Origin of the sequence: Pseudomonas sp. TH43, from assembly GCF_016650635.1 — a bacterium.
Lineage (GTDB): Bacteria > Pseudomonadota > Gammaproteobacteria > Pseudomonadales > Pseudomonadaceae > Aquipseudomonas.
The window spans coordinates 1,361,970-1,374,676 of record NZ_JAEKFI010000003.1 but is presented as its reverse complement, the minus strand read 5'-3'; the positions used below and the strand labels follow the sequence as shown (position 1 = coordinate 1,374,676).

Sequence of the window (12,707 nt, the reverse complement as noted above, 5' to 3'; positions counted from 1 at the left end):
CAAAATCATGGCAAAAGAATACAGCCGTACCCAACGTATCGGCGATCAGATGCAGCGCGAGCTGGCTCAATTGATCCGTCGCGAAGTCAAAGATCCGCGCGTAGGCCTGGTCACCATTACCGCTGTGGAAGTCAGCCGTGACGTCGGTCACGCGAAGATTTTCATCACCGTGATGGGCCAGGACAACGCTGAAGACATCGCGCAAAGCATCAAGGTGCTGAATGCCGCCGCAGGTTTCCTGCGTATGCAATTGGCTCGCGAGATGAAGCTGCGCAGCGTCCCGCAATTGCACTTCCACTACGACGAATCCGTCGTGCGTGGTGCGCACCTGTCGGCCCTGATCGAGCGCGCCGTGGCTGAAGACAATCAGCACCCGGCGGCTGAACCTGAAGACACCAAGGAGTAATTCGGTGGCTCAGGTCAAACGTATCCGTCGTAACGTCAGTGGCATCATCCTGCTCGACAAGCCGTTGGGTTTCACCTCCAACGCCGCGTTGCAGAAGGTTCGCTGGCTGCTCAATGCCGAAAAAGCCGGGCACACCGGTAGCCTCGACCCATTGGCCACCGGCGTTCTGCCGTTGTGCTTCGGCGAAGCAACCAAGTTCTCGCAATACCTGCTCGATTCCGACAAAGGTTATGAAACCCTGGCGCAACTGGGCAAGACCACCACCACGGCAGACGCCGAAGGTGAGGTTTTGCAGGAGCGTCCGGTGACCGTTGGTCGCGCCGATGTCGAAGCCGCTCTGCCAGGTTTTCGTGGGCAAATCAGTCAGATACCGCCGATGTACTCGGCGCTCAAGCGTGATGGCCAGCCGCTGTACAAGCTGGCCCGTGCAGGCGAAGTAGTGGAGCGTGAACCGCGTTCTGTTACTATTGCGCGCTTGGAATTACTGGCCTTCGAAGGCGATACTGCGCGACTTGCGGTGGATTGCAGCAAGGGCACCTATATTCGCACCCTGGTGGAGGATATCGGTGAGCAACTCGGTTGTGGTGCGTACGTCGCAGAATTGCGCCGTACCCAGGCCGGGCCTTTCACCTTGGCGCAGACGGTTACCCTCGAAGAGCTTGAAGCGGTACATGCCGAAGGCGGCAACGAAGCGGTCGACCGTTTCCTGATGCCATCGGACAGCGGCCTGCTGGATTGGCCGCTGCTGCACTTCTCCGAAGCTAGCGCGTTCTACTGGCTCAACGGCCAGCCGGTACGTGCTCCGGATGCTCCGAAGTTCGGCATGGTACGGGTACAGGATCACAATGGTCGCTTCATCGGTATCGGTGAAGTGAGCGAAGACGGGCGCATCGCGCCACGTCGCTTGATTCGGTCAGAATGACCGGAACCGGCCTGCGTAACAGCAGGTCGGCGAGTGTGGCTGTTAACAGGCACGGTCACGACTCATTTATAGATACAGGGATTTGTCCCTGGCCTGTTGAAGCTGTTTCCCTGAAACAGTTTCCTGATAAAAGGATTGCCTCATGGCTCTCGACGTTCAAGAAAAAGCTCAAATCGTTGCTGACTACCAGCAAGCTGTTGGTGACACTGGTTCGCCAGAAGTGCAAGTTGCACTGCTGACCCACAACATCAACAAACTGCAAGGTCACTTCAAGGCCAACGGTAAAGATCACCACTCCCGTCGTGGTCTGATCCGCATGGTAAACCAGCGCCGCAAGCTGCTGGACTACCTGAAAGGCAAGGATCTGGGTCGTTATCAGACTCTGATCGGTCGCCTGGGTCTGCGTCGCTAATCAGCGATTGCGCTATGAGGTTGGTGGTCTGTCAGGCGTCAGCGGTTTACCGCTGGCGCCTTGCAGGCTCCCAGCCTCAAGTTTTATCTGGATACACGTTTTACCCTGGACAGGCGTTGGGCCGATTCCCGACATTGCCCAAGAATTCGCAAGAAACCAGTTCCCCCAAGAGCCACAAAGAAGGTAGGACACCGTGAACCCGGTAATCAAAAAATTCCAGTTCGGTCAATCGACCGTTACCCTCGAGACTGGCCGTATCGCCCGTCAGGCCTCCGGCGCAGTATTGGTCACCGTTGACGACGACGTCAGCGTATTGGTGACTGTAGTCGGTGCAAAACAAGCCGATCCAGGCAAGGGCTTCTTCCCTCTGTCCGTTCACTACCAGGAAAAGACTTACGCTGCCGGTAAGATCCCTGGCGGTTTCTTCAAGCGTGAAGGCCGTCCTTCCGAGAAAGAAACCCTGACTTCCCGACTGATCGACCGTCCGATCCGTCCGCTGTTCCCAGAAGGCTTCATGAACGAAGTGCAGGTTGTCTGCACCGTCGTTTCCACCAGCAAGAAGACCGATCCGGACATCGCTGCGATGATCGGTACCTCGGCTGCCCTGGCCATCTCGGGTATTCCTTTCGACGGCCCGATCGGCGCCGCTCGTGTAGCTTTCCACGAAAGCACCGGCTACCTGCTGAACCCGACTTACGAGCAGCAAGCTGCTTCGAGCCTGGACATGGTCGTTGCCGGTACTTCGGACGCTGTGCTGATGGTTGAATCGGAAGCCAAAGAGCTGACCGAAGACCAGATGCTGGGCGCGGTACTGTTTGCTCACGACGAATTCCAGGTTGTGATCAACGCGGTTAAAGAACTGGCCGCTGAAGCTGCCAAGCCAACCTGGAACTGGGCTCCGGCTCCAGAAGCCACCGAACTGCTGGGCGCTATCCGTGCCGAGTTCGGCGAAGCGATCTCCCAGGCTTACACCATCACCATCAAGGCCGACCGTTACGCTCGCCTGGGTGAGCTGAAGGATCAGGTTGTTGCCAAGCTGTCCGGTGAAGAAGGTCAGCCTTCGTCCAGCGAAGTCAAAGCTGCTTTCGGCGAAATCGAATACCGCACCGTTCGCGAAAACATCGTAAACGGCAAGCCACGTATCGACGGCCGCGACACCAAGACCGTACGTCCGCTGAACATCGAAGTCGGCGTTCTGCCGAAGACTCACGGTTCGGCGCTGTTCACCCGTGGTGAAACTCAGGCTCTGGTAGTCGCGACTCTGGGTACTGCCCGTGACGCACAACTGCTGGACACCCTGGAAGGCGAGAAAAAAGACCCGTTCATGCTGCACTACAACTTCCCTCCGTTCTCGGTGGGCGAGTGTGGTCGCATGGGTGGTGCTGGTCGTCGTGAAATCGGTCACGGCCGTCTGGCCCGTCGTTCGGTTTCGGCCATGCTGCCAGCCGCTGACGTGTTCCCGTACACCATCCGTGTGGTTTCGGAAATCACCGAATCCAACGGTTCGAGCTCGATGGCTTCCGTTTGCGGCGCTTCCCTGGCCCTGATGGACGCTGGTGTGCCGATGAAGGCACCGGTTGCCGGTATCGCCATGGGTCTGGTTAAGGAAGGCGAGAAATTCGCAGTCCTGACCGACATCCTCGGCGACGAAGACCACCTGGGCGACATGGACTTCAAAGTAGCCGGTACCGCCAAAGGTGTGACCGCGCTGCAGATGGACATCAAGATCAAGGGCATCACCGAAGAGATCATGGAAATCGCTCTGGGCCAAGCCCTGGAAGCGCGCCTGAACATCCTCGGTCAGATGAACCAGATCATCGGCCAGTCGCGTACCGAACTGTCGGCCAACGCTCCGACCATGATCGCGATGAAGATCGACACCGACAAGATCCGTGACGTTATCGGTAAAGGTGGCGCGACCATCCGTGCGATCTGCGAAGAAACCAAAGCTTCGATCGACATCGAAGACGACGGTTCGATCAAGATCTTCGGCGAAACCAAGGAAGCTGCTGAAGCTGCGCGTCAGCGCGTTCTGGGTATCACCGCTGAAGCCGAGATCGGCAAGATCTACGTCGGCAAGGTTGAGCGCATCGTCGATTTCGGCGCATTCGTCAACATCCTGCCGGGCAAGGACGGTCTGGTGCACATCTCGATGCTGAGCGACGCTCGCGTAGAGAAAGTGACCGACATCCTGAAAGAAGGTCAGGAAGTGGAAGTGCTGGTACTGGACGTGGACAACCGCGGCCGTATCAAGCTGTCCATCAAAGACGTGGCAGCCGCCAAGGCTTCGGGCGTTTAATCACCCCATCGCTTTAGCGCAATAAAAATGCCCTGCCGTTTAAACGGCGGGGCATTTTTTTGTCTGGCAAAAAGCAATTGAGTTTCAAGAGATAACCATCAGGCAACCCACAAATTTGCCGCAGCACACGACCAGTGCTAGGTTTAGCCCACCGCCCGTGTAGCTCAGCCGGTAGAGCAGCGCACTCGTAACGCGAAGGTCGCAGGTTCGATTCCTGTCTCGGGCACCATCCCCTTTATTTCACTTTGCGGCTCAGATCCTCGACGGTACGTTTGAGCTGATCCATCGCCCGATCCTGATCATTGATCTTCTGTTTCAGATTGGAAATCTCGCTACTGCTCGAGCTTGAGCTCGAACCGCTGTTGCGCTTGAGGTCTTCGACCTGACGACCGAGGGTGTCCAGCTCGCGATCCTGTTCCTTGACCTTGTTCTTCAGGTCATCAATTTCCTTGCCACTGGAGTTTGAACTGGAACCGCTACTGCGTTTGAGGTCTTCGATCTGGCGCGTCTGCTCACTGATCGTGTCACGCATCTTTTTCAGCTCATCGATACTGATGTCGCTTCTGATCACCACCTCTTTGCCGTAATCGTTGTGAATCAGCGGAACCTTGTCGCCGTAGGACGGACTACTGGAGCTCAGCTCCACAGCCATCGCGCTGGCAGGAAGCACCAGAACCGTGATCAGAGCGGTGGCGGACACAACGGCGGAGATCTTCGAAAAGCTGCGCATCACTGGTTTTCCTTGTGAACAGCGGAGATGAGTGCCGAAGTGGCACATCGCTATGACTCGAAAAGCGTATTTATGTTCCGCAGGTCAACTTTTTGTGAGAGAGATGTAAAGAGCCGTGTAATTCGTCATGCAAACGTCCTATATTCGGAGCCTGCATGAGCATCGCCCAGCAGTTTTCACATGATCCCGAATGGTTCCGAAGGCCGGACAATCCGCGTCAGAGAGATCCTTGATGATCCAGATCCATCCTCCATTCTTATGATCAGCGAGAACGCCATGACTGTTAAAGAACTGACCCAAGAAGAAAGACACGCAGAAGCACTCAAAAAGTACCTCCTCGAGTCGACCCAGTTGGCTGACGAGATCAAGGACTTGCCCGCCGACGATCAGAAAGATCAGATCCAGTGGGCCTTCGAAGACGAAGCCGAAGCCCAAGGCTTGCAGCCGTGGGAACTGACACTCAAGTACACCACCAGCACTCCTGAAGAATTCGAGGCACAACGCCTCGTATTGCACAAAGAGGCGGCCGAAGTATTGGGCGTCGAATGGGACGAGTACTGCGAGATGAACAATCTGGTGGTCTGAAACAAAAACGCCAGCCTCAATCGGGCTGGCGTTTTTTATTGCGTGCAGTCTTCAGAGACTCAGTCGCATCGACAGATCCACCGCTTTGACATCCTTGGTCATCGCACCGATCGAGATGTAATCCACGCCAGTCTCGGCGATCGGCAACAGCGTGCTTTCGTTGATCCCGCCGCTGGCCTCCAGTTTCGCTTTGCCACCGTTCAGGCGCACGGCTTCGCGCATGTCATCCAAGCTCAACTCATCAAGCATGATGATGTCTGCGCCGGCCGCTAATGCTTCCTTCAGCTCATCCAGACTTTCGACTTCGATTTCCACCGGTTTGCCCGGGGCGATCTTGTGCGCGGCGGCAATAGCCTGCGCGATGCCACCGCTGGCAGCGATGTGGTTTTCCTTGATCAGGAACGCGTCGTACAGGCCGATGCGGTGGTTATGGCAGCCGCCGCAGGTTACGGCGTATTTCTGCGCCAGGCGCAGGCCCGGCAGAGTCTTGCGGGTGTCGAGCAACTTCACCTGAGTTTCGCTGACGAAATCGGCCAGGTATTGCGCGCGCGTTGCCACGCCCGAGAGCAATTGCAGGAAGTTCAGCGCACTGCGTTCACCCGTCAGCAGCGAACGTGCCGGGCCTTCCAGATGAAACAGCGGCTGATTGGGTTTTACCCGCTCGCCATCGACGACTTGCCAATGCACTGCCACCCGCGGATCGAGCTGACGAAATACCGCATCGACCCAAGCCGTGCCGCAAACAACGGCTGCGTCGCGAGTAATGATGGTGGCTTTGGCCAGGCGTTCGGCCGGGATCAGTTGCGCGGTGATGTCGCCGCTGCCGATGTCTTCGAGCAACGCACGGCGCACGTTGGCTTCGATTTCGGCGGTCAAATCGGCGAGACGTAGATTCGGCATAACGGGCTCCACAAACAAAGTGGTTCGATTATAGGGGCATGGCGCGAGCCAACCCAAGGCGAGAACTCGCGCGCTTGACTGCATCCGGTCGAATTTCTTTGAGCAAACCCCGTCCGGTGTTGGTCTGTGCAAGTGTGCGGATATAGGGGAAACCCTGACGGCTATAGCGCCGGGGACAACTTTTGCAAGATAATCCGCCTTGCATTTGACGTCATGGCTTTGACGATTTTGAAGATGCCGCTTTTAAAACTGTGGGAGCGCGCCTGCTCGCGAAGAGGGCATGTCAGCGGCATTTTTTTCTGACCCACCGCTTTCGCGAACAGGCTCGCTCCCACAGGGGGCTTGCGCAGAAAGTGACTGACGAATCACCGTTCCAGGAGGCTTGGATGCACAACGACGGGAAAGTAGTGCCTTTGCACAAGGCCGCTACCGATCAGGCGAATCACTCGCCGCTCGCCCGCCTGCCTGTGATTCTGCTTCAGGTGCGCGACAAGGCTGCGCAGCAACTGCGCCTCGGTTTGCAGGAGCTGTTCGATAACGCCGACGACACGCTGTTTGAAATGGCCGATCGCGCGCGCAACGACGTCGAGCAGAACATCTTTTTTGAAGCCATGCGCGACCTGCGCCTCAAGCGTAAAAACATCGAGCGCGGCTTTCTCGAGCAATTTTTCGAGGCCTTCGTCGGCCTCACTCAATACCACGCCACGCACAACACCTTGCCTCACACGCTGGTGTACGAAGAGTCGGCGCCGCGCACCGATGACATGGAGCGCAGCGTGGCGGTCGAGACCATGGTCGGTCGCGTACTCAAGCGTGACGGCTTCGCTCTCGATCAATTGACCACGCGGCTCAACGCCTTGCTGGGCAATACTCTCGACGATCAACACAATCCGCTCGGCCCGGCGATGCTGTGCGAGTACTTCTTGCAGGCCGGACGCAATCTGGGCGTGGAGATCAAGGTCAAGCTGATCCTGCTCAAACTGTTCGAGCGTTATGTGCTGGCCGACACCGAGCAGCTTTACGCCGAAGCCAATCAACTGCTGCTCGCCACTGGTGTGCTGCCAGGGTTGCAACCAGCGCCCGCGCGCCGCGCAATTGATCGCGTCGCGGCCAGCGTCTACAGCGAAGAAAGTCATAACCCCGCACCGGCTGACGAAGGCGTGCAGGAGGTCTTCGCCGCGTTGCAGGAGTTGCTGTTGCATGTGCGCGGTAGCGTCGCACCGGCGCTGGAGCCCAGCGGCACCAGCCAGCCGATTACCACCCGCGACCTGTTGCGCCTGCTCTCGCATTTGCAACAGTACGTGCCGGCGCTGGCGGCGCAGGACGACTTCGATCTGCGCAATCAGCTCGAACAACTGCTGACTCGGGTCAGCGTCAGAAGTGGCAAATCACGGATTGTCGGCGGCGCAGACGAAGACGTGATCAATCTGATTGCCATGGTCTTCGACTGCATCCTCGAAGACCGCAATGTGCCGGACTCGCTCAAAGCGTTGATCGCTCGCCTGCAGATTCCGATGCTAAAGGTCGCGGTGCTCGACAAGAGCTTCTTCAGCCGCAGCAGTCATCCGGCGCGGCGTCTGCTCAACGAAATTGCCGACGCCGCCATGGGCTGGGGTGATTGCGACGGTGAGGCGCGCGACAGTCTGTACTTGCGCATCGAACAAGTGGTGCAACGCCTGCTGAGCGACTTTGTCGATGACCCGGCGATTTTTTCCGAGCTGCTGGCTGACTTCCTTGCGTTCACCAGTGACGAGCGCCGTCGCAGCGAGCTGCTGGAACAGCGATTGCGCGATGCCGAAGAGGGGCGCGCTAAAACCGAAATGGCTCGGCGTCGGGTCGAGCAGGCGCTGAATCAAGCGGTTTTGGGCAAAGTCCTGCCGCCTTCGGTGGTGACCTTCGTACAGGACGCCTGGAGCAAAGTGCTGCTGCTGACGTGCCTCAAGCATGGCGATCAGTCCGCCGAGTGGCAGGCCGATGTGCAGACCATGGAGCAATTGATCTGGAGCGTGCAGCGCCACGACGACGCAGAATCCAGTCTGCGCTTGCTGGCACTGGTGCCAGGTTTGCTCAAGTCGTTGCGTGATGGCTTGACCAGTTCGGCGTTCGATCCGTTCGCGACCAGCGAATTTTTCAGTGAGCTTGAGGCTCTGCATGTGCGCGTGCTGGAGCGCTCCGCCGAGACGGATCAAGCCGCGACGATGATCGAGGTGTCGCAGCAGATTGTTTTGCCTGACGCCGACGACGGCACGCTGGAGCTAACCTCGGTGCGCTTGCCCCACGACGATGCCGGTTTGCGTCAGGTCGACCAGTTGCGTCTGGGCAGTTGGGTTGCGTTTGAGGAAGACGAACACAGCTTGCGCTGCAAGCTGGCCGCCATCATCGAGGCCACGGGCAAATACGTATTTGTCGATCGTACCGGGATGAAAGTCCGCGAGCGCAGTCGCACCGGGCTCGCCCTGGAATTCCGTCGCGGCGCAGTGCGTGCGTTGGACGACACCTTGCTGTTTGACCGGGCGCTGGAGTCGGTGCTGGGTAATCTGCGGCGACTCAATCGCGGCAAGTGATCGCGCGCCGGGGGCCGATCACGGCATACTGGGCGCCAACACAGTCGGCGTTGAAGGAATCGGTATGCAGTTGGATCCCGCTAGCGGGTGGTGTCAGGGGGTGCAGGTGTGCCCATCGCCCAACTTCAATGAACGCCCCGCGGGCGAAATTTCCCTGTTGGTGATCCATAACATCAGCTTGCCACCCGCGCAGTTCGCCACCGGCAAGGTGCAGGAGTTTTTCCAGAATCGTCTGGATGTCACTGAGCATCCCTACTTTGCAGGGATTGCCGACTTGCGCGTCTCCGCGCACTTTCTTATTGAACGTGACGGCAAGGTCACCCAGTTTGTCTCCTGTCTTGAACGGGCATGGCACGCGGGGGTGTCGATTTTCGACGGACGCGAAACCTGTAACGATTTCTCCGTGGGCATCGAGCTCGAAGGTACGGATGATCTGCCGTTCACTGATGCGCAGTATCAGGCGTTGACGGCGCTGACCCGCCAGTTGCAAAAAGTATTTCCGGCCATCACCGGCGCCCGCATTTGCGGGCACAGCGATATAGCACCCGGGCGTAAGACCGATCCTGGCCCGGCATTCGACTGGGCGCGTTACCGCGCTGCCCTGGCACAAGAGGAAGGACAATGAGTTTTCTGGTGTTACTGCTGGCGGTCTGGATCGAGAAATTCTCGGCCCTGCGCCATCGGCTTCAACGCGATGGCGGATGGATCCGCGAACTGCACAAACTCGAAAGCAACGAGCGTTTGGCCAAACAGCCATGGCTGGTGCTGACCATTCTGGTATTGCTGCCGGTGGCGTTGCTCGCCTTGTTGTTGCTGGTGCTGGAGCCTGTGGCTTACGGCCTGCTGGCCTTGCCGGTGCATTTGCTGGTGGTGATTTACAGCCTGGGGCGCGGCGATTTGCTCGGCGGTCTCGGGCCGTTCCGCGATGCCTGGCGTCGTGAGGATCTGCAAGCCGCGGCCCACGTGGCCAAGCGTGATCTGGACATCTGCGCCGACAGTGGCGAGCAATTGCTCGATCAGGTGCAGGGGCACTTGTTGTGGCAGGCCTATCAAAGCTTCTTCGCGGTGATCTTCTGGTATTTCCTGCTCGGCCCTGTGGCAGCGCTGGCCTATCGTTTGTTGGCACTGGCCGAAGAAAACGGCAAGAACCCGGCGCTGGTCGAGCGTGCTGCGCAACTGCGTCATGCCTTCGATTGGGTGCCGGTGCGTTTGCTGGCGGCCAGTCTGGCGCTGGTTGGCAACTTTGTTGCGGTGAGCCGGGTGATGCTGCACGAGTTGCTTAACTGGAACATCAGCGCTGCGCAACTGATCAACAAAGTCGGGCTGGCAGCGGGCGAGATTCCGCCGCCTGCGGTCGGCCCGGAAGGCATCAACACCCTCGATTGCCTGTGGGACCTGCTGCTGCGCGCGGCGGTGCTGTGGTATGCCGGGTTTGCCTTGTGGACGGTTCTGGTTCACTGATTTCAAAGAAGGATCAAAAGATCGCAGCCTGCGGCATTTCCTACAGAGGGATGTGTTTCGCAGGCTGTCGTTAACCTTAAGTTACAAAACCTCCCTTCGATTTGAGCTATACAGAGATGGCGCTCGATAGTGGCTATCTGCTGTCGCCTCGCGCCTGCCAATAAAAACAAGAAAAACCAAGGGAGACTTCCAGTGAAGAGCTTGCTCTATCCCGCCGTCTCGCTGATGAACCGTCTGAGCTTCGGCATGAAGTTCAGCCTGATCAGCGTGCTGTTCCTGGTGCCGATGCTGGTGACCAATTTCTATCTGGTGCGCGACTCTTATCGCGAGTTTCAGGGGACTCAGGTGGAGTTGCAAAGCCTCGACCTGCTGGGCAGCAGCCTGACCCTGCGCCGGGATCTGGAGACCCTGAACAATCTGGTGCAGATCAACGTCACCCTCGGTCAGTCCGGCAAGGCCGGTAACATCGAGTCGCAGATCACCACGCTCGAACAAAGTCTGCTTGCCCGGCTGCAAGGCCTGAAAGCGATGACTGATGATTCCGGGCAGATCAAGGTGTTTGAAGGCAAACGCGATGAAATGATCACCGCGTTCAAGGCTCAGCAAGCGGAAAGCTCCCTGCAAAGTAAAAGCGCTTTGATCGGTAAACTGCTCGGCAATGCGCAGATTTTCAGCCAGATCATCGCCAGTCAGGCCGGTCTGAGCCGCGATAACCAAAGCGATATCCGCCAACTCAGCGAACTGGTCATCAACCTCACCCCGACGGTCAGCCAAACCCTTGGTGAAGGCCGGGCCATGGGTTCGTATTCGTTGGGACAGGGGTTTCTCAACAGTTCGTCGAGCACGCGTTTTGATGAGCTGCTGGCGCAGATCGAAAAGCTTCAGGCCGAATACACCTTGAAACTGCAGGATGCCCTCGGCTCAAGCCAGGCTGCGCGCGAAACCCTGACGCTGCAAGCCGACAGCAGCAAGGCCTCGTTGAAACAGGCCAGCGAGTTGTTCGAACAGCAAGTCGTGATGGCCGAAACCCTCGATGCACCGTGGCAGGCGTTCTACGACCAGGTCACCGGGTTGATGGACAAGACCTACCAGCTCAACGAAGCGACGTTGAAGTTTCTCGACCGGCAATTGCAGCAGCGCCTAGCGCAAAACCGCACGCACATGGTCTTGCAGGCCGTGGCGTTGTCGGTGGTGTTTGTGCTGATTTTCTATCTCTACGGCGGTTTTTACGCCTCCACACGTACAACGCTGAAACGCCTTGGCGCGATGATGGACAAGGTTGCGGCCGGCGACATGACGGTCAACTTCGTGGCGCACAGCCGCGATGAGCTGGGCGAGTTGGGCGAAGTGTTCAACGGAACGGTGAAGAAAATTCATGACTTGATCGAGCGCGTCGGCCAAACCGTCGGCGAAGTCGAGCGGCAGGCCGGACAGGTGGAGAACGTCTCCGCGCAAAGCAATCAGGCCGTCGCCGGGCAGCGTACACAGATCGAGCAAGTGGCGACGGCAATGAACCAGATGTCGGCGACGTCTCTGGAAGTGGCGCGCAGTGCTGCTGCAGCGGTGAGCAGCGCCCACAGCGTGAATGACGAGACCATCAGTGGTCGTGGTCTGGTCGAGTCACAGCAGGGCAGCATTGCTGCGCTGGCCAGCGAGATCGATCAATCGGTGCTGGTGATCAACCAATTGGCCAGTGACAGCCAATCGATCAGCCGTGTGCTGGAAGTGATCAAGAGCATCGCCGAACAGACCAACCTGCTGGCGCTCAACGCCGCGATCGAAGCCGCACGCGCCGGGGAGCAGGGACGCGGTTTTGCGGTGGTCGCAGACGAGGTGCGCACGCTGGCCAAACGTACCCAGCAATCAACCGAAGAAATCGAAAAGATGATCGCCAAACTGCATGGCGGTGTCGGCGCGGCGGTGAAGGCCATGGGCGTCAGCCATCAAATGGCCAATGGCACGGTAGGACAGTCGGAAAAGGTTCAGCAGGCGTTGGAGAACATCCTCGGCGCGGTGGGCATGATCGTCGACCAGAACCAGCAGATCGCCGCGGCGGTTGAGCAGCAAACAGCGGTAGCCCATGACATCGACCAGAATATCGTCGAGATCAACCGCGCCGGCGAGCGCACGGCACACGGCGCACACCAGACCGAAGATGCCAGCCGCGCGCTGTCGGCGCAGGTCGTGGAACTCAAACAGCTGATCAGCGCCTTCCGCGTCTAACCACACCCCAGTAGGATCTGCGGCACGCTGCGATCTTTTGATGTTGTTTTTTAGATCAAAAGATCGCAGCGTGCCGCAGCTCTTACAGTTGCCAGTTGCCAGTTGCCAGTTGCCAGTTCGCAGGGACAAGGCTCGGGTTTATGTCTGAATTGCTTGTAGTACTTTTTGGCTGGCTTCTGTAGGTGAAATCCTGTTTTCCTCAGTC

11 protein-coding genes and 1 tRNA gene are annotated in these 12,707 nt (G+C 58.1%); 10 read left to right on the top strand and 2 right to left on the bottom strand.

Going from position 1 to position 12,707, the window contains the following annotated elements; all coding sequences use genetic code 11:
- Positions 1–7 precede the first annotated feature (7 nt).
- The 5 genes from rbfA (at position 8) to JFT81_RS15830 (ending at position 4,268) form a co-directional block, all read left to right on the top strand.
- Positions 8–406, top strand: a complete 399-nt coding sequence (gene rbfA / locus JFT81_RS15850; RefSeq protein ID WP_201147475.1) for a 30S ribosome-binding factor RbfA — start codon at positions 8–10, stop codon at positions 404–406.
- Positions 407–410: 4 nt separating this feature from the next.
- Positions 411–1,328 (top strand): tRNA pseudouridine(55) synthase TruB, encoded by a 918-nt coding sequence (gene truB, locus JFT81_RS15845; protein WP_201228018.1) that lies wholly within the window; start codon positions 411–413, stop codon positions 1,326–1,328.
- Positions 1,329–1,470: 142 nt separating this feature from the next.
- On the top strand, positions 1,471–1,740 hold the full coding sequence (gene rpsO / locus JFT81_RS15840) for a 30S ribosomal protein S15 (RefSeq protein WP_003177875.1): 270 nt from the start codon (positions 1,471–1,473) through the stop codon (positions 1,738–1,740).
- Between the two features lie 193 nt (positions 1,741–1,933).
- Entirely contained in the window at positions 1,934–4,039 is a 2,106-nt protein-coding gene (gene pnp / locus JFT81_RS15835; RefSeq protein ID WP_053117036.1) for a polyribonucleotide nucleotidyltransferase, read from the top strand.
- Between the two features lie 153 nt (positions 4,040–4,192).
- Positions 4,193–4,268 (top strand) — tRNA-Thr (locus tag JFT81_RS15830).
- Between the two features lie 6 nt (positions 4,269–4,274).
- Here the strand turns inward: JFT81_RS15830 and JFT81_RS15825 are convergent.
- Positions 4,275–4,769 carry a hypothetical protein gene (locus tag JFT81_RS15825; RefSeq protein ID WP_201228017.1) on the bottom strand — a complete coding sequence of 165 codons (495 nt, stop codon included), beginning with the start codon at positions 4,767–4,769 and terminating at the stop codon, positions 4,275–4,277.
- 276 nt (positions 4,770–5,045) lie between these two features.
- Between JFT81_RS15825 and JFT81_RS15820 the strand changes: the two genes are divergently transcribed.
- Positions 5,046–5,354: a DUF6388 family protein gene (locus JFT81_RS15820; protein WP_201228016.1), complete on the top strand. Its 309-nt coding sequence runs from the start codon at positions 5,046–5,048 to the stop codon at positions 5,352–5,354.
- 51 nt (positions 5,355–5,405) lie between these two features.
- Here the strand turns inward: JFT81_RS15820 and nadC are convergent, their stop codons facing one another.
- On the bottom strand, positions 5,406–6,254 hold the full coding sequence (nadC, locus tag JFT81_RS15815) for a carboxylating nicotinate-nucleotide diphosphorylase (protein ID WP_201228015.1): 849 nt from the start codon (positions 6,252–6,254) through the stop codon (positions 5,406–5,408).
- Positions 6,255–6,640: 386 nt separating this feature from the next.
- Between nadC and JFT81_RS15810 the strand changes: the two genes are divergently transcribed.
- The 4 genes from JFT81_RS15810 to JFT81_RS15795 all read left to right on the top strand — a co-directional run bounded on the left by JFT81_RS15810 (position 6,641) and on the right by JFT81_RS15795 (position 12,502).
- Positions 6,641–8,818 carry a DUF1631 domain-containing protein gene (locus JFT81_RS15810; protein WP_201228014.1) on the top strand — a complete coding sequence of 726 codons (2,178 nt, stop codon included), beginning with the start codon at positions 6,641–6,643 and terminating at the stop codon, positions 8,816–8,818.
- Between the two features lie 64 nt (positions 8,819–8,882).
- Positions 8,883–9,443, top strand: coding sequence for a 1,6-anhydro-N-acetylmuramyl-L-alanine amidase AmpD (ampD, locus tag JFT81_RS15805; protein WP_201228013.1), 561 nt, complete (start codon positions 8,883–8,885; stop codon positions 9,441–9,443).
- On the top strand, positions 9,440–10,279 hold the full coding sequence (ampE, locus tag JFT81_RS15800; protein WP_201228012.1) for a regulatory signaling modulator protein AmpE: 840 nt from the start codon (positions 9,440–9,442) through the stop codon (positions 10,277–10,279). The genes ampD and ampE overlap by 4 nt, the downstream gene beginning before the upstream one ends.
- 192 nt (positions 10,280–10,471) lie before the next feature.
- Positions 10,472–12,502, top strand: a complete 2,031-nt coding sequence (locus tag JFT81_RS15795) for a methyl-accepting chemotaxis protein (RefSeq protein WP_201228011.1) — start codon at positions 10,472–10,474, stop codon at positions 12,500–12,502.
- The last annotated feature ends 205 nt before the right edge of the window (positions 12,503–12,707 follow it).

What these genes read in the sequence shown, in the direction of transcription:
- nadC (WP_201228015.1), bottom strand. Translation starts at nt 6,254, where the DNA reads ATGCCGAATCTACGTCTCGCCGATTTGACCGCCGAAATCGAAGCCAAC.
- JFT81_RS15820 (WP_201228016.1), top strand. Translation starts at nt 5,046, where the DNA reads ATGACTGTTAAAGAACTGACCCAAGAAGAAAGACACGCAGAAGCACTC.
- rpsO (WP_003177875.1), top strand. Translation starts at nt 1,471, where the DNA reads ATGGCTCTCGACGTTCAAGAAAAAGCTCAAATCGTTGCTGACTACCAG.
- rbfA (WP_201147475.1), top strand. Translation starts at nt 8, where the DNA reads ATGGCAAAAGAATACAGCCGTACCCAACGTATCGGCGATCAGATGCAG.
- ampE (WP_201228012.1), top strand. Translation starts at nt 9,440, where the DNA reads ATGAGTTTTCTGGTGTTACTGCTGGCGGTCTGGATCGAGAAATTCTCG.
- JFT81_RS15825 (WP_201228017.1), bottom strand. Translation starts at nt 4,769, where the DNA reads ATGCGCAGCTTTTCGAAGATCTCCGCCGTTGTGTCCGCCACCGCTCTG.
- JFT81_RS15810 (WP_201228014.1), top strand. Translation starts at nt 6,641, where the DNA reads ATGCACAACGACGGGAAAGTAGTGCCTTTGCACAAGGCCGCTACCGAT.
- ampD (WP_201228013.1), top strand. Translation starts at nt 8,883, where the DNA reads ATGCAGTTGGATCCCGCTAGCGGGTGGTGTCAGGGGGTGCAGGTGTGC.